Origin of the sequence: Flavobacterium sp. GT3P67 (genome assembly GCF_004349155.1) — a bacterium.
Classification (GTDB): Bacteria; Bacteroidota; Bacteroidia; order Flavobacteriales; family Flavobacteriaceae; genus Flavobacterium; species Flavobacterium ranwuense.
The window spans coordinates 1-17,695 of the sequence record NZ_SMLF01000012.1; the positions used below are offsets into that span (position 1 = coordinate 1).

Sequence of the window (17,695 nt, forward strand, 5' to 3'; positions counted from 1 at the left end):
GCGGTGATTCTCAGTGCACCGGCAGTACCGGTAGCGGCAATTGTTTATGCAGGAGCGTCATTCTGTACTACGGCAGCCACTACATCCGTTACCTTAACAGGAACTGGAGCCTACACAGGCGGAACATTTAGTTCTTCACCGGGAGGATTAACAATTAATAGCGCAACAGGATTAATAACACCAAGCACGAGCGTTGCAGGTACGTATGTCGTAACCTATACCATTGCGGCGAGTAGAGACTGTCCGGCAGTAGTGGCTACCACATCAGTATCAATTGAATCTTGTAATGTTGCAGAAGGATGTACTTTGGGATATTGGAAAAATCACACCAATAGATGGTGTTCAACCTATACCCCTTCAATGTTGTTTGGTAGTGTGTTTGCAAATGCACCATCTAGTCTTGCTAATTTAACTTTATTGCAAGCTCTAAATTTAGGTGGTGGAGGTATTTATAATTTAGCTCGTCAAGGGGTAGCCGCTTTATTGAATGCTTGTAGTGATGAAGTTGATTATCCAGCACCTTATTCTAGTAGTCCTCAATTGGTGATAAATGCTGTTAATGCGGCATTTTTAACTGGGGGAAAAGCGCCAGGAGCATTAGCAACTCAATTAGATATTCTTAATAATTCAGGCTGTCCTTTAGGTGGAACTCGTGCTACAAGAAATTCGAAAGAAGCTGATTTCACAGCATACCCAATACCATTCAAAGAAAGCATCACTATTCGTTATGACTTTGATTACATAACAAATGCAAGAATAGAGATATTTGATGCGAAAGGGGTATTGTTGATGACATACGATGATCCTGATGCTTACTTTAACAAAGAAGTAATTTTATACACCAGATTTAATCATAGTGAAGCACAAATGTTCTTTATTAAAGTGATTACAAATAAAGGTGATACTACTAAAAAGGCAATCTCTCGTAAATAATTTAATTTATAATTAACATGAGGCTGTCCGAAAAGTAATTTTAGGACAGTTTTTTTTTGTTTATAATGTTGACTTTTAGTATATTTAAGTACTCAAAACAAGATTTATGCAGCCCATTTTTAAGCACCATTCAGTTCATCAGCAAGAACTTTTTCCATTGAATTTAAATGCTTTAATTTCAGAAAATCATTCCGCTAGATTAATAGACTCTGTTGTTGAAAGATTAGAAATACCTGATATTATTTCACAGTATAAAGGTGGTGGTTCTTCTAGCTATCATCCTAAAATGCTTCTTAAAGTGTTGTTTTACGGGTATTTAAACAATACTTATTCTTGTCGAAAAATAGCTAAAGCAGTTAAGGAAAACATTTACTTTATGTGGCTTTCAGGTGGTTTACAGCCTGATTTTAGAACCATAAATGATTTCAGAGGACAAAAATTAAAAGGGAACGTCGAAAAGCTTTTCAGTCAACTGGTTGAGATGATGGTTGATTTAGAACTTATTAGTCTTGAGAAACAATTTATCGATGGGACCAAAATTGAAGCCAATGCACTCAAGGCATAGAGCAACCACTAAATGATACTACGTTTTTTGCTAGATATACTGTTGCAAAATTGTTTCCAAAATATTATAGGAAACCTAATAATAAGATTAGTTTGTAAATACAAAACAACAAAAAACCACTTCAAATCGAAGTGGTTTTTTTATTACATCTGCAATTTCTGTTTTTTTGTTGATTAACATATTGATTGAAATAGCGTCTGTCTTAAGTAGACAATCCTCTTCTTTTTTTCTTATTTCTTTTGTTTTTCAATTGATTCGGTAAATAATCAGGAGTATAGTCAGCTTGCATAATCATATCCAATACTTTCACCAAATCTGAAATAGTAAGTGAATCTTTTTGCTGTTGAAGGTCATCCATTAATGATTCTTTAGAAGGAAGTTTTTCATAAATCTGATTTCTTTTTTCTTCACCAGCAACCTTTAATCCGCAACGTTTTTCAATAGCTTTGGCACTGTATTGTTTTCCCAAACTACTACCATTAAAAACATTTTTTGTCGTATGGTCAACATACGTTATTCCATAAAGTAATCCTTCTGCGCTTTTTCTAAAAACAGTATGAATACCTTCTTTTTCCAATCGTCTTGCTAGCTCAGTTATGGGCATTGCCTGCTCTCTTAATAGTGCGGTATCGATGGCATTTTTTATTCGTGTTTTGTCAAGAGGTCTTCTAATTTGGTTGCCCTTGAATTTTTCCTCTAAAAATTTAAAAGTCGGTTTAAAGTAAAAATCACTTGCTTTAATTGGAACACCAATTGGCTTTCCTTGTTCGTCCAGTATTCGATAAACCAATCCATTTGCTAAAAATATTTTTGAGTTCTCGCTACCACGGTCAGCTAAAACATTGTATTGTTTAAGCACCGCATTAAGTTCAGGAAGGCTCGAATACTTGTACTCATTGAGAACCTCATTTAAAGCATTGGTTAAGGCTTTCTTGGATTCAATCCGTCCATAGCGAACCTTGCCCATTGAAATAGGCTGCAAATTAAATGCTTCTTTCTTCTTTCGTCCTTCCGCTTTTACGAGCCCAAATAATTCTTCAATCTCCTTCCTTGCTGGTTCTGATTTTCTTATGCCCAAATGGTGCAGGTCAATCCTTTTGCCGTCTCTCTCGATATTTACAGAAACCACATGCACGTGCGGGTGTCCCGCATCGTGATGCTGGTACACCAAATAAGGCTGTTTTCCAAAGCCTATTTTCTCCATATAGGTATCGGCAATAGCCATCAGTTTTTCTTTGGAATGGTTTTCTGACGGATCAAAATTCAAGGAAATATGCACGCTATTCCGTTTGGCATTTTCGTTTAATTCAAGCCTTTTTGTAAAGCGATTTAGCTTCATGGTATCACTCATTTTATCGACATCAACAGGATAGTTTCCCGCACCGATACACTCTGCTACACCAGCTTTCACTTTATTCTCATTGTAGTTTATAATACTACGGATCGAATGGCTTGTTTTTATGATTGTAACCATTTGTCCGTGATTTTTTGAATGTGATTTTGAATGTCCTCCATCTTGTTTGAAAGGATTCTTTTCTCCAATTCGTAGCGTACAATCCATTCCCTGAATTCAGGAATTTGTTGTAGGGTGTGCATCTTTTTTACAACCTGATTTACATTGTTCCCAATAGCACTTAGCTCATTGCGTAGTACTACTGTTTCTTCGATAAAATCATCCAATGACTGATTTCTGTAATTGGTTGTAATGGGCTTGTTGAATAGATGCTTGCGTACATAGTCGCTCAGCTTACGGCAAGTACTGGCTTTCCATTTGCGATAAATTTTTGCATATTCTTCAGGTGTTAGTCTTAGCCCGATTATGCGCGATCTGTTTGAATTCTCTTTTTCCATCATCTTTCATTTTCATTGGTATCAAACTCTTTTTATCATTTCAGTGTCACTGCCCACGAGTTTCGAGTGTAGGGCAGCCAGATCCGGTTGTTTAACAATCGTTCATCTGGCCGATTGCAGGAACGTTGCAATCTTTCAGCTTTTTAAAGGATAAAGGCTAATTTAAAACTAGTGTTTGACATAAACAATCATGGGTAAATATTGCCTATGAAATGTCTTCGACAAATAGCAGGAAATATTCGTTTTTGATTCAGTCAGACTGCCAAAAAATTTTTCAAAAGAAAAAGAAAAAAAGAAAGCAATACAAAATTGGATTTGCATCAAACGGAGTGCTATAAGTCCCGAAGGGTGGCACTGCGAAGAATGAGCGGTGACATTATGGGCACGCAGTTGATGAATGTCCAATACCTTAGTTGTACTTTTTGTGATTTTTTAAGGGGATATTTTTAAGGTCTTTAGAAGATTGTAAAACTGTAAGAATATTTATTTTAGAGGTCTTTGAAAGTGTACGTTCCCTTATTCCAATACAGAAGAAAATATTCCTAAATAATTATTAATCTTGAATAAGGGAGCGTACTTTTTCAAATGGATATATTTTAATTAATGTGCAAAATTCTGACTGTTTTCAGGAAGGTTTTTGCACATGATTTGAAAAGAATTACTGCAATAAAAAATCATTTAATTGCTTTATTGCAAAGTGTACACCCCGCTAAAAGCATACTTTATTTATAGACGTTTTTCTTTACATTTGTTGACTCAATAATTAGGAAATGAAAAAATGTGAAGGTCTAATTTTTATACTTCCGTTGTCAATTTATACAACTTCGGACACACTGCCAATTTTATTACTTTATAATGAAATATACAAGAAATAGGTGTTGTTATAGCTGACGCAACTAGTATCAAAACATCTTTCTTAGTAAGATTAGAGAAATCCTTAACATTACTAAAAGCAATACTGTTAAACCAAATAGATACAAATACTAATACTAATGATGGTCTAGTTAACATCGTATCTGATGCTACATTTTGCAATTCTACTTAAGCGACTACCGATGTTAATCCAGCCAATGTAAATGCTATTAGTGCAAAAAATTGATACTGTTTTATGTGTTGTCATTTAAACTTGAGGTTACCATAACCTCTAATCCGTTTGTTATTATTGCCACTTCAATTTTATTGGTTTTTAGGTTGTAATATTCTCCGTCAATTTGTGTGTCTAAGAAGATTTTCTCTGGTATTTCTATATTTATCTTTTCGATTAATGTGTGTTGCGCTTTTTTGAATTTCTCAAATTTATTTGATATTACTCGCATACCTAAAATTAGCTTATCAAAAAGGTTCAGTTTCGGAATTATAACTAAATCTAGTAAACCATCATTTAAACTTGCTTTGGGAGTTAGACTCATTCCATATCCCATTTCATTAGAATTAGAAATAAAAAACATAAAATTTTTTGTATTGATAATATGATTGTTAAATGAAAGTATCATTTGCATCGGTTTAAATTTAAAACTTGATTCAACAGTTGCTTTGATGTAAGCTATTAATGTTCTTTTTTTATAAGCGTCATACTTTTTAATAATCATTGCATCAATTCCGATACCCATATTACTAAAAAAATAATGTTCGTTTACTTTTCCAACATCAATAGCTTGACTATTCTTATTTCGAATAATTGCTGTTGCTTTCTCAATATCTCTTGGAATATTTAGATTTGATGCCAAACCATTTCCAGAGCCAACTGGGATAATGCCTAATTTGATTTTAGTATTAATTAAACACGATGCTACTTCATTTATGGTGCCATCTCCACCACATACAACAATACAGTCCGGATTATTAGTAATTGCATTTTGAGTAAGAATAATTGCGTGTTTTTTATAATTTGAATACTCTACTTCAATCTTATAAACTTCCTTTGGAAAATGCTTTTCTAATTCGGTTTTACCAATATTGTGTTTTCCACTACCTGATATTGGATTGACAATAAAATGTATGTAAATCATTAATTAAGTAATTTGTTTGTAAATAAATAATCGGCTGTTTGATACCAAGATATTGTTTCATCAAGAAATGTTCTGTTCATTGGTAATAATTTCAAACTATTATCTGCTTTATTCCATTTGTAAAATGCCTGCTTTTTTTGGTCGGATAAAATCATTACCTGGTCTTCTTTCATTAGGACTAATTTTCTATATGTTCCTAGTAAAGCTCGTTCTTTAAAGTCTGATTTTAATATGTCTTTTCCAAAGAAATTGCTTTCATAACTCCAATTCATCATTGAAAAAAATGTTGGAAAAACATCAATTTGAGAACATTGCTTATTAATTTTTTGATTGTGTTCTTCTGGGAAGTTTACTATAAAAGCCGGGATGTGATAATTTGCAACATCAATTTCATCTTTGCCAGCACTGCTAGCACAATGGTCGGCTATAATTATAAAAACTGTATTCTTGAACCAAGGTTTTGATTTGGCTTTTTCAAACATTTTTTTTATGGCATAATCGGTATATTTAACTGCACCTTCACGACCAGTTCCCGACGGAATATCGATAGCATTGTCAGGGTAAGTATATGGTCTGTGATTAGATGTTGTCATTACAAAATTGAAAAATGGCTTGTTGTTTTTGTAATGTTCATCGGCAACTTTTAGCATTTTAGAGTAAATGTCATCATCGCAAATTCCCCAAGCATTTTCAAAGGTTACTTCATCATCATTAATATTATTCCGAACCGTTTTAATTTTATCACTTAATACACTGCCGCGACCACGATCATAAATTGTAAAACCGTTTCCTCCGAAATATGCGTTCATATTATCAAAATAACCATCACCACCATAAAAGAAATTTGAGTTATATCCTTTGCTTTTGAAAACATTTGAAATGGTATATAAGTTTTGGTTTTCGGGACGTTTTACAATACTTTGCCCTGGTGTTGGTGGAATACAAAGTGTCATTGCTTCCATACCACGAACGGTTCTTGTGCCTGTAGCATATAAGTTATCGAAGAAGATACTTTTTTGTGCCAAGCTGTCTAGAAATGGTGTTATATTTTCTTTATTGCCAAACTCTTTCATAAAACTTCCACTTAGACTTTCAACCAAAATAAAAACTACATTTTTCTTGCTTGGTTCTTGATTAATGGTGTCAGTTATTGTTCGATGAATGGATAATCCTTCCGATTGGTATTTGCTGTTTTTATCGTTTAATTTATTTCTAATAATATCAAAAGCCGCTTTGTTATTTACAGAAGTATAAAACTCATTGTATGCCATTTGATTGTTTCTGAAAGCTGCAAAAAAGGAATAAATACCGGATTTTGAGATTTCAGCATTGTACCTGTTTTTTGACCATTCAGCTTGATTGTTAGTTATAAAAAAAGTAAAAAATAATGCAATTGTAATAGTAGTTGTTAGCGTAATTGTTCTGTCTTTAATACTTGCTTTTGAATTAAATGCATTTTTAATACTGCCAAGTTTATAGAAAACAAAAAGTATAGTCCCTGTTATGGCTAAAACCCCAAAAATTAGCAGTGGTAAAGGATATGATTCTTGAATATTTGATATTACCTCATGTGTATAGATTAAATAATCTACAGCGATAAAGTTAAACCTCGTTTTGAATTCATCCCAAAAGGTAATTTCTGCAAAAAAAGTAAACACTAATATGAAAATTGTTAGTGACGTAAAAAACCAAACCAAGATTTTATCCAGCCATGAGCCAATCCATTTATTAGGGAAAATAAAGTAATAAAGTACTGAAGGAATTGTGATAAAACTTATTGTTCCTATGTCATAAAACATACCGGTTAGTAATGTTCCGATAAGTGTAAACACATTAAAGGAAACCTCGTCATATTGCCAAATAATGAGAACTAAACGCAGGACGAATGAGAATATGAAGAACCAAGAAATAAATACAAAGAGTAAACTGTAACGGGGTGATATATTAATTTTATTGAACATAATTAATTTGTTGAGAATTGTTAAAACAAAAAAGCACCCACACCTAAATGTGAATGCTCAAACATGAAAAAAACTTAACTAACCTTATCTCTTTTGATAAAGTTACCATTCTCATCAAAAAACAAATCTTTCCCTTTTATTTCGGCTTCATATATAAGACTCCCTTTTTCGGTAACAATTTTTGCTACCTCTTTTACTTTCTGATTTTTGTAATGATCATTTAAGTATTGTATAGCATTTTTAGGTAATTGACTTACTTTAATTTCAATTTCCGTTTCAACAATTTTTCCGTCTTGATTAAATACTACAGAATTGTCTACATTATTTAAATCAAAACTTGATTCAAAATTTTTACCTTCTTTATCCCATTTTATTTCTGTTGCTTTTGGAAATTTTTGAAGAAGTGTATTTTTTATTACTTGAGGAACATTTTGCTCTTTCGTTTTTTGAGCAAAAGTCACTAATGATACCATTATTAATGCTATCACGATTATTGATTTATTCATTGCTATTATATTTTTTGAATTAATAATAACCAAAGGTGTAAACCAATTTAGAAGAAATATTGAATTTTGAGCTTGGTGCTGCTTTTTATGAAATTTTTATGAAATCACTTTTCAATAAATTGTTCTTGCTCTTCTATTTTATTGTTTTTAATAATGGCCACCAATATTAATACCATTAAAATTGTAAATAATATTGTTGATGAACCAATAGTTCCAAAATTTAGACCGCCCTTTTCGAGTGGCTTTGTAAGCAAATCTCCAAAAGTTGCCCCAAACGGTCTTGTTAAAACAAATGCTAACCAAAACAATACTACAGCCGAAACTTTGAGGAAATAATGTGCTAAAATTAGTATCACTAATAAACTACCAATTAGTATAGCACCCCCAAGAAATCCAAGTCCTGAATTATCGGCTAAAAAGTCGCCTAAAGCTGTGCCTAACGTATTAGAAAATAAAATAGCTATCCAATAAAATGTTTCTCCACGAAATGTATGAATATCGTTTACGGAAACTGATTTTTCTGTTTTTTTCCATACTACAAATGTTGCTATCAATAATGTAATTAGAATTAAAGAACCTGTGGCATATCCTAATCCCAAGGTACGGTCCATGAAATCGGACATGGTAGTTCCGGCGGTGCTTGTTGCCAGGATTACTGACCAATATAGCAATGGCTTGTATTTTTCTGCATACAATTGCATTTGAAGTGTAACAATAAAAAAGCCAATTAAGATTAATGAGCTAAATGCGTAACCAATATTTAATGTCATTGAAAATAAGTCCCCAGCTGTTTCTCCTAAAGTAGTAGCGCAAATTTTCATTATCCAAAAAGCCATTGTAATTTCAGGTAATTTTTTCATTTAATTTAGAATTTATAGTTGTAACCCAATCTAATCACTTGTGTTTCGTAATAATCATTACTAGTATAACTAAAATTTTGCCCTTGAATTTCTTTTTTGATTACCAACGTATTTAATAGGTCGGTTGCATTTAGAAAAAATTCTCCTTTTCCATTTTGAATCGATTTTTTTATTCCTAAATCAATTGAAAAGCGCGAGTTTATTTTGCCTTGCGGAATAATATCTGGAGCTAAATAAATTGCTGTTAGCTGCGCGTCTACTTTTTTAGACAAGTGTAAAGTATTGTTCCACTTTATATTTCCAGAGAAAACATCTTGTTTATCTGCTGAAAAGGTATTGGGCTCAGGATATAAATTTTGAACTGTAAACGCACCGATTTGATTGTAATAGGCAATAAGATTAAGATTGGAAGAATACCATTTTACAATATCTTGTGAAATGACCATTTCAACACCTGTATTCGTGCTTTTATTTACGTTTTGAAAAATGGCATAAATTAAATTACTATTAGGAACAGTAGAAGCAATTCTTGTTATAGTGGCATCGGCAAAACGATGGTAAAGAGCCGAATATAAATAACCTTTTTTTAAATTTCTTTTAAAACCTAATTCTACTAAATTCGTGAATTGTGGTCGTAATCCAGGATTTCCCACTTTGATAATTTCAGCATCGTCGTATTTTGGGAATATTCGAATATCTACCTCGTTAGGCCTGTCAACTCTACGATTGTAAAACACTGATATTTTGTTGTCGTCATTAATTTTATAGGCAAAACGTAAATTAGGAAACGGTTCTAAATAAGAGTAGCCATCTGTTTTGTAGGTTGGATGGTTTGGATTTACCTCATATTCTAAATCTAAATATTCAAGTCGCAAACCAATTTCGGCTTCAATTTTATTAGTTTCATAAATGTAGTTTCCATAAACCGCAGGAATGATTTCTTCATAGGTTGCTTCGCCACCAGCATCGGCATCTAAAGGCGAATTAGTTCCTGGAAAGAATTGCATGTTGGTTGGAATAATTCGGTTTCGAAGTTTAAGACCAGTTTCAATACGTCCATATTTTAATGGTTTTATGTAATCGATATTTAAATCTACTACACTTTCATCAGACAACAATTTGAAAGCATCTTTGCTTGTAGAAGTAGGCAGAATATTATCAAAGAAATATTTTTCATCTTCTCTGTGAAACGTATAATTGAAACCCATATTTAATAAATGTCCGGCTTCTTTGAATTTATGTTGATAAGCAACAGTTCCCATCACTGTAGTTTTCAATTCATCCTCTAAAAATTGCCAAAGCCTTAATCGTTCTGAATAATCTTCATTAAAAAAAGGTTGGTCGCCGTTATCAATAATTTTTTCTGAACCAAATAAGCCTGAAACGGTTAGTGTATTGTAATCATTAATAGTCCAATCAATTCCTGATTTGATTGTAGTAAAATGTGTGTTTCGGTTTCTCTTTAATTGTTGGTTTATGATTGTACCATCATTATATGTTCGTGTTACAAATTCATTTTTATTTAGGGTTTCTGTATATAAATAATCGCCTTGGAAAAACATATTGATTTTATCTTTACGGTAATTGAGCGATACAGTAGGATTGATTTTTGGCGTTAGTGAATATTGTGGTCTTATTGTAGGTAAATTTTCTTTTCGTTCCCACAAAGCACCTAAGCCAGAGGTAAAACCCACTTTACCATTGAAGCCTTCTTTTTTATTTTTTTTGTAGATGATATTGATAATTCCTGCGTTACCATTGGCGTCGTATTTTGCAGATGGATTATTAATAATTTCGATTTTATCTATTGCTGAAGCTGGAATATTATCTAAACCGGATTGGTTTCCGAAACCCGTTAAAGCGGTTTGTTTACCATCTATTAATACGGTAACTTTATCATTACCTCTAATTTGTACTTTTCCGTCTTGCACTGTAACACCTGGTAAATTTTGCATTGATTGTAAAATAGAGCCGCCGCTTTGACTGATATTGTCTGCCATTGAAAATGTTTTTTTATCCATTTTTTCGCTGACGGTATTTGATTTAGAAACCACCACCACTTCTTGTAAGATTGTAGTATCTTCTTCTAATTCGATAGTACCTTGATCTAAAAATTCAGAAAGTGAACCAACATAAACCGATTGCGTTTTGGTTTTGTAGCCAGTAAATGAAAATTCTAAAATATAGTTTCCTGCTTTTATATTGGCTAATGAAAATCGACCTTCTTCATTAGTTATTGTTCCTGTAGTTAAAGTGGCATCTTTAGAAGTTTTTAAAGCCACATTTACAAATGGTAAAGCTAACTTTGAAACTTTGTCTTTGGTGTTGCCTGATAGCGTAACCGACTTGTTTTGTGCTGTTAAATTTGTTACTGATAGTAGTAGAAATGAAACTAAGAGTAGGGTTTTAATTCGCATTGTATTTTATCTTTTTTGATTTTAATAGAACAAAAATATAAATGGAAATTGAAGAAATTCTGAATTTTAAAATACTATTTCAAAAGTGTGCATTCTGTTTGTATAATGATAGTTAATTGTCCAATGGTTTGTATCTACTATTTTTTTAATAATGGATAGCCCTAATCCATTTCCTTGAGAGGTTGGATTAGATTTAGAAAAACGTTCAAACATTTTTTCAGTTTGTAATGGTAAAAGTGTTCCTGTATTAGAAAATGTTAGTCTATCATTAGTTAATTTAACATTAATCTGACCATTTAAAGTATTATGATTTATGGTGTTTAAAAACAGATTACTGATTAGCATTTCTGCAAGAGTATGATTTGAATTGATTATAACCTCATCAGCTAACTCGGTAGTAATAACTGTCTTTTTTGAAAGTGCCTGTTCACTAAAAAAGGTTAATTGATTGTTGATTATTTCTTTGAAACTTATTTTCTCAATTTCATCGTATGAATTGCTATCGATTTTTGATATTACTAATAGATTTCTGTTAAGTCTAACGAGTCTTGTAGTAGTATTGTTTAAATCATCAATTAATTTGAATTGTTCCGAGTTTAGGTCTTTTCGTTGTAAAATGTTTTCTAGTTTTCCTTTAAAAATTGCAATTGGTGTTTGCAACTCGTGTGCTGCATTTTCTATAAATTCTCTTTGACTTTGATAGATACTACTGTTTTTATGGATTAAGCTATCTATGGAATTATTTAATCGGTTGAACTCTTCGGTTGTGCTTTTAACTAATTTTACAGAAGTTGATTTGTCAATTTCAAATTGCTCCATTTTATCTAATGCTGCATAAAATGGATACCATAATTTTTTTGAAATTATTTTGGTTATAATTAAAAAACCAATGATCAGTAATAGTAATAAAGAAATGAAAAGAATTGCTGTACTTCCTATTAGGTTTTCTTTTTCGACCATATTTATTTTAGCAGAGAAGGTGTACCATTTGCCTCCAATCTTCACAGGTGAATTCAGTACTCTAAACGGCTCGTTTTCTTTATTTAGTGCATCGTAATAACTATGATCAAATAAACTATCTTTTTGGATTCCATTGAATTTTTGCAGGGTTACATCACGATTGAACTTATTCCAAATTGCTATATCCTTTATTGTTAAATCGTCTTTGGTGAACTTAGTGAATTGTTTTTTTATCGCATATAAATCCTCGTTGGCATCTTCTTCATACAGAATATTAGAAACAATATAAAATAACGGCCCCACTGTGATTAGTATTGCTAGAGCATAGATAAAATAATAATTTAGTGTTTTTTGAAGTAGTTTTTTATTCATCTTCCCATTTATAACCTGTTCCATAAACTGATTTTAGATAATCTGTAGCTCCCATTTCTTTGAGCTTCTTTTTCATGTTTTTTATGTGTGCATAAACAAAATCATGATTGTCTAACATATCAGCCATATCGCCTGATAGATGCTCCGCAATCGCACTTTTGGATAAAACTTTATTTTTATTACCAATCAAAAATAATAATAAATCCATTTCCTTTTTGGTAAATTCAATTTTACTCCCTTTGATTTTAACCGACTTGCTTATGGTATCGATTTCTATTTCATTAAAAGAAATTACATTGTTTCCGTTGAATTGCTTTCGCCTAACCAATGCTTGAATTCGAACTAATAATTCTGATAAATGAAATGGTTTTGTTAAATAGTCATCTGCACCAAGTGTTAGTCCCTCAATTTTGGTTTCTAAAGTATCTTTTGCGGAAATAATAATTACACCTTCTGTTTTGTTTTGCTTTTTTAGTAATTCTAAAATCTTAAATCCATCGCCGTCTGTTAACATTAAATCCAATAGAATACAATCATAGGAATATAAATTGATTTTCTCGATTGCTATTTTTAGTGTACTTGCTGCTTCACAAACAAAATCATTACTGCTCAAGTAATTTTTAATACTTGTAGCAATTTCGATTTCGTCTTCTATTATTAAAATTTTCATGGTGCAAATTAAGTAATCAATTTTGAATGAATGTTGAATTATCTCTTAATTTGATTTTTCAATATATGATGTATAAATATAAAATAAAGGAAGTAAACTTAAGTTCACTTGAATTAAGGTGGATGTCCTTATAGAACAAGGCCTTTCTATGCTTGCTTCCATGTCGTCAATATCTTCTTATAGTTGGATTAATACTACGAGTTTTCATTGTTTAAGCACTTAAATTTATTCTAGCTACATTTTTTCTTCAATATTTATATTTTGACATTGTCGTCTAAAACATATCATTTAGGAGGATTTTAAAAATCATTTAACACTCAGGTTGATGTATTGAAGATTGATTTTACTTCTTAGTTTAACTTCTGCTTTCAATAGAGCAAAATGGCTAATTGTAGCTGTATTGATTGGCTTCCTATTTCTCTTTAAATCTTTCTTTTTGCAATATTTAAAACAATAGGTATCGATTTTTTAAAATGTATTTTAAAATACAATTTTTATAAATTAGTTGTTAACTTATAAATTTGATTGCATGATATAAAAAAAAGAGACTCGAGAGTCTCTTTTTGGAATTAATATATATTTTATAAATGAATATTTCGCATTTAGTTTTTCCGAATATGAATTTGAATTATTTCGAAATTATTTATTGATTAATTTTTCTAGCCTTGCCATCATCTCATCTTTCTCCTTCAACATTCTTTCATATAAAGCAATTTTTTCTTCGTGAAGTTTTTTTAACTCTTGGATAGAATTGAAGTTGAATGTAGAATTAGGATTTCCAACACAAGCATTATCTCCAAAAGTATTCGAAATAATATTTATTGCTTGTTCTTCATCAAAATTCTGAAAAGCTTCCACGGGAATTTTCAATGCATCTGAGATTTGCCTGAGTATATCATCTTCAATTAAATCTTTTTGCTCCAGCATAGAAATTTTCTTTTGATTCCAGTCATTTCCCAGATCAAAAGCCAATGCTTCCTGTTTGACGCCAAGCATTTCTCTGAAGCGTTTTACGTTTCTTCCCTGATGTATTTTTTGTTCCATAACGAGTATTAATTTCTGAAGGCTCAAAGATAAAGCCATTTGGATTAAAAAGTCTGAGTTTCAAAGATAAAAAAATATCCTGTAAAATATCCATTTTATCAGATATTATATCCGCATTTCGTATAGATTATCCTCTTCAAAGAATAGAACTTCGCTAGTCAATATTAAATCTTCTGATTATGAAAAAGAATAAAATATCCTTTGAAACTAATTTTTGGGTAGCCTATGAGATAGAAAACCCGTTTGAGGTCGTTACTGCATTTTTTGATTATGCCCATCTTGATTACTATAAACAGACTTTATGCGAAGCGGTGTTTTATATCAATAAAGAGGAAGTGTATAAAAAAGATTGTCCGGGAGAAATCTTTGTTTTCTATACTGGACTTCGCTCTTTTGTTAAAGCTTGTTTTTGTCTGCAATACAAAAATAAAAAATGGAAAGTGAATGAGTTGTCATCTGAGCGCAGGTCAATTCTCCATCAAGCCTCACTTACAGCGGAAGAGTACATCGATCCTTTTATTGTCTTCCAAAATGCATTTGCAGCGAAATCCTTAGATGACTTCGAATTCTTCTTATGCGAAATCACACATCTGTCTTTATCTCCTAGTGCCATAGAATTTGATTGTGATCTGATGACGCCCTATATCCATTTAATCAAAATGCTGGATGCAAGCCAGCTTATACGTGAAAGAGGCGTTGAAAAGATTAAAAATGTTGAGCAGCCTTGAAGATAAAATATCCCGTAACGGAATAGAATATCCCTTTACACATTCCCAACTTTACTAAAGCTAAATTTTTTGATATGAAAAATGATAAAAACTTTAAGAAAGAAAAAAGGCTTGTAAAATCCGTTGGACAGGCAAAGACAGCACTGAGTATGCTACTGCAAGATTCAGAAAAGCTAAATCTTGAAAGAGGAATTTCCGGACTTCTTGACAAATTAAAAAATCCCAAACTGGATTTATTGCTGGACAGATATCCCGACCTCTTGCAGGAATACGACTTGGAACAATTGCTTTCAGGTAGTCTTGAGATCACTGATACAAAGAAGCAGGACGTCAAGACGGCGGAACTGCTTTCGTGCCTGCAATTACTGACATATTTTTGTTATGAATTAAAAGAAAATTCAAATCCAGATGATAATAGATTTGATAGTCTAAGGTATATCTTAAATTCGATTACTTCTTCCCAGTTCATAAAAGAACTGCTCATTATCATCGTATCTGTGGTTGGAGAAGACTATTACGAAAAGTTTCAGCAGAGAATTCAATACTTAGATTTTGATTTAAAAAATGCAATAGATATGGAAAGCGATCCTGAATTGCAGGAACACATTGACCTGATGGTTTGGTTTGCACTAGTCCGTCTATTTTTAGAATCAGTTTACACTTATTTCAATAATCCTGATCAAAATCTCAAAAACACGACATTATGAAAACTTCAAAAAAACTTTCATTTCCAAAACTCGAAAATGAGTTTTTAGAAAATATCCTGAGACAGTTGGTTAATCAACATAGTATCATTCAGATGTTTTTTACCAGACAGCCCTCTTTCGTGTTTTCATATCTTATTATCCACATCGAAAAAAATATAGATGCACAAGAGCTACAGCAGAACAAATGGGTAAAAAAAGTTAGAAATCGCTATCAGATCGATGTCTATTTCATTTACTCTGAAAGGCTGCATCATAGATTTTCTTTAGGACATCCGTTTATTGAATTTTACTGCCAGCCTTCATCTATTATCTACCAAAATAAAGAGTTGGAAAATCCGCTGATCATTACAAGGGATTGGAAGAAATACAAGAAGAGGTTTAATCTGTTTCAAGACCATTTTCATCACGATCACGATCTTCATAAGTCTCAAATCCATCTCATTTCAGAAGGTTCTTCAAACAGTGTTTTTACATCTTATGCAAGATTGATTGAATATGATCTTGAATATTTAGAAGACCTGTATTTGGGAAATAAATCTGCTTCGCTACCTTTAGATGAAAGAATCAATAATCTGATTGAATACATTCCTGATATTCAAAAATACTTTGTAAGACACAGCCAAAACAAATTTTATCTTACTGATTTGTTTGTAAAAGTAAAAGAAGCAACCACCGATGGTGAGGAAATTTATAAAGAAGAAATGTATGAAGCAGTTGGAATTACTGAACAAAGTCTCTATCATCTTATCGAAAAACGCTTTGACGAATTAAAGAAATTGATAAAAAAAGGATTATTTGAAAGACACGATGTTGTATGTCAAATTGATGACAAACCTGAAGATGTAATTCTCAGCGTTGGCATAGAAACCATATTGAATTCGGTAGAAGTCGAACAGATCTACTTATATCATCAAATTACTGACCATGAAAAAACGACTTATTATCTGATGCTTATAGCTATGGGTGCTGGCAATGAAAAATTAAAATTAATCACTCAATCCCTAAAAAGCAAAATAGGAGAAAAATATGATTTCGTTTTGTTAAGCCACAGCCGTTACTGGATACAAACTAATCTGTATCAGTTTCAAAGTTTCTTTTCCAAAATTATGCAAGGCAAATACTTGACATATTCATCCAACGAATACCTTGCTGAATTTCATTGGGAGGTGCCTCACAATCCTTATCATGCTGATTTACATTTTTATTATAAGCCGACCAAAGACATTGCCTTGCAATTTTTCATAATAGTTAATGATACAAAAGAAACCTACCAAGGTTTAGATTCCCTTTTCACATTGTTTTTTATGTCCTTTTGTAGAACATATATTTTTATTAAGACTTACTACCTGCCTAATTATTTGTCAAATCAAACATTATGGCAATTATGCATCTATGCAGATCCCGATCTAAGAAAATACAATTATTTAATAGAGCAGTTCTGGACTGATTTCTTTCCTTATTTGGATAGACATAGGATGCTTCATCATAAGTTGTCAGAGCTCAACAAAAAGGAGGTTGATCAAATGAACGTTATTGTTGAGAAATTGATGTCTGAACTTCACAATTTGGTTATTGAAGACGGATTACTATTGCCCTTTGAGCAAGACTGATACATTGTTATTCAATAAAATTAACCGATTTAAAAAATTAAGATCATGGAAAAAGATGAAATTGAAAAGCTAAAGGCTATTAAAAGATTAACTTCCAATTGTCTCAACACTTTGAAGCCAGTTGAAGATAAAAGCGGGATTTATAACTTAAAAATAAGAGTGTATGATTATTATGAACTCGCTTCGATTATTAGAAATCTACTGAAATTATGTATCGTGGCTCTGGATCAAGATGGAGCTGAAGTTCCTATTACGATAAAAAATCAGTCAATTGATGTAGGTTTAATACTGGGGATTGCTTTGCAACTATTCCCAAGTGATGAATTTGAGCTGCTAAATGAAATAAGAATATTGTTTCCTGCAGATTCTAGAAATGAAGATGAAAATATTATAAAAGAATAAAAATCCCTAGTCATCATAGATATATTTTACTTATGATCATTACGAATCAAGATCTTATCTTTATAGCGATAGATGATTGTTGAACAAAAAAGACCAGTAA

Annotated in this window: 16 protein-coding genes; 6 read left to right on the plus strand and 10 right to left on the minus strand. The window is 31.9% G+C overall.

Features of this window, described 5'->3' with window-relative positions; genetic code table 11:
• On the plus strand, positions 1-933 hold a 933-nt coding region (locus E0H99_RS17275), incomplete at its 5' end, for a hypothetical protein (RefSeq protein ID WP_205728703.1).
• A gap of 106 nt (positions 934-1,039) precedes the next feature.
• On the plus strand, positions 1,040-1,498 hold the full coding sequence (locus tag E0H99_RS15890; RefSeq protein WP_131997870.1) for a transposase: 459 nt from the start codon (positions 1,040-1,042) through the stop codon (positions 1,496-1,498).
• A 202-nt stretch (positions 1,499-1,700) separates the two neighbouring features.
• On the opposite strand, the gene E0H99_RS15895 is transcribed toward E0H99_RS15890, so the two are convergent.
• From E0H99_RS15895 to E0H99_RS15940, 10 genes are all read right to left on the minus strand, one after another.
• The gene (locus E0H99_RS15895) at positions 1,701-2,972 is read right to left on the minus strand and encodes a relaxase/mobilization nuclease domain-containing protein (RefSeq protein ID WP_131997873.1); all 1,272 of its coding nucleotides are present in this window, start codon (positions 2,970-2,972) and stop codon (positions 1,701-1,703) included.
• Positions 2,957-3,352 carry a plasmid mobilization protein gene (locus tag E0H99_RS15900; RefSeq protein ID WP_205728704.1) on the minus strand — a complete coding sequence of 132 codons (396 nt, stop codon included), beginning with the start codon at positions 3,350-3,352 and terminating at the stop codon, positions 2,957-2,959. Before E0H99_RS15900 ends, E0H99_RS15895 begins: the two co-directional genes overlap by 16 nt.
• A gap of 1,103 nt (positions 3,353-4,455) precedes the next feature.
• Complete coding sequence (locus E0H99_RS15905) at positions 4,456-5,358, minus strand: diacylglycerol/lipid kinase family protein (protein ID WP_131997878.1); 903 nt, start codon at positions 5,356-5,358, stop codon at positions 4,456-4,458.
• Complete coding sequence (locus tag E0H99_RS15910) at positions 5,358-7,319, minus strand: LTA synthase family protein (protein WP_131997881.1); 1,962 nt, start codon at positions 7,317-7,319, stop codon at positions 5,358-5,360. The genes E0H99_RS15905 and E0H99_RS15910 overlap by 1 nt, the downstream gene beginning before the upstream one ends.
• 74 nt (positions 7,320-7,393) lie before the next feature.
• Entirely contained in the window at positions 7,394-7,825 is a 432-nt protein-coding gene (locus E0H99_RS15915; RefSeq protein WP_131997884.1) for a PepSY-like domain-containing protein, read from the minus strand.
• A gap of 104 nt (positions 7,826-7,929) precedes the next feature.
• A complete protein-coding gene (locus tag E0H99_RS15920) occupies positions 7,930-8,685 on the minus strand; it encodes a hypothetical protein (RefSeq protein WP_131997887.1) in 756 nt (251 codons plus the stop codon).
• A gap of 5 nt (positions 8,686-8,690) precedes the next feature.
• Positions 8,691-11,102, minus strand: a complete 2,412-nt coding sequence (locus E0H99_RS15925; protein WP_131997890.1) for an outer membrane beta-barrel protein — start codon at positions 11,100-11,102, stop codon at positions 8,691-8,693.
• A 66-nt stretch (positions 11,103-11,168) separates the two neighbouring features.
• Entirely contained in the window at positions 11,169-12,458 is a 1,290-nt protein-coding gene (locus E0H99_RS15930; RefSeq protein WP_131997893.1) for a sensor histidine kinase, read from the minus strand.
• Complete coding sequence (locus E0H99_RS15935; RefSeq protein WP_131997895.1) at positions 12,427-13,104, minus strand: response regulator transcription factor; 678 nt, start codon at positions 13,102-13,104, stop codon at positions 12,427-12,429. The genes E0H99_RS15930 and E0H99_RS15935 overlap by 32 nt, the downstream gene beginning before the upstream one ends.
• A gap of 639 nt (positions 13,105-13,743) precedes the next feature.
• The gene (locus E0H99_RS15940; protein ID WP_131997898.1) at positions 13,744-14,148 is read right to left on the minus strand and encodes a helix-turn-helix domain-containing protein; all 405 of its coding nucleotides are present in this window, start codon (positions 14,146-14,148) and stop codon (positions 13,744-13,746) included.
• Positions 14,149-14,327: 179 nt separating this feature from the next.
• Between E0H99_RS15940 and E0H99_RS15945 the strand changes: the two genes are divergently transcribed.
• From E0H99_RS15945 to E0H99_RS15960, 4 genes are all read left to right on the plus strand, one after another.
• Positions 14,328-14,876, plus strand: coding sequence for a hypothetical protein (locus E0H99_RS15945; protein ID WP_131997900.1), 549 nt, complete (start codon positions 14,328-14,330; stop codon positions 14,874-14,876).
• Between the two features lie 74 nt (positions 14,877-14,950).
• Complete coding sequence (locus E0H99_RS15950) at positions 14,951-15,583, plus strand: hypothetical protein (protein WP_131997903.1); 633 nt, start codon at positions 14,951-14,953, stop codon at positions 15,581-15,583.
• A complete protein-coding gene (locus E0H99_RS15955; protein WP_131997906.1) occupies positions 15,580-17,193 on the plus strand; it encodes a hypothetical protein in 1,614 nt (537 codons plus the stop codon). Before E0H99_RS15950 ends, E0H99_RS15955 begins: the two co-directional genes overlap by 4 nt.
• A 45-nt stretch (positions 17,194-17,238) precedes the next feature.
• Complete coding sequence (locus E0H99_RS15960; RefSeq protein WP_131997909.1) at positions 17,239-17,595, plus strand: hypothetical protein; 357 nt, start codon at positions 17,239-17,241, stop codon at positions 17,593-17,595.
• The last annotated feature ends 100 nt before the right edge of the window (positions 17,596-17,695 follow it).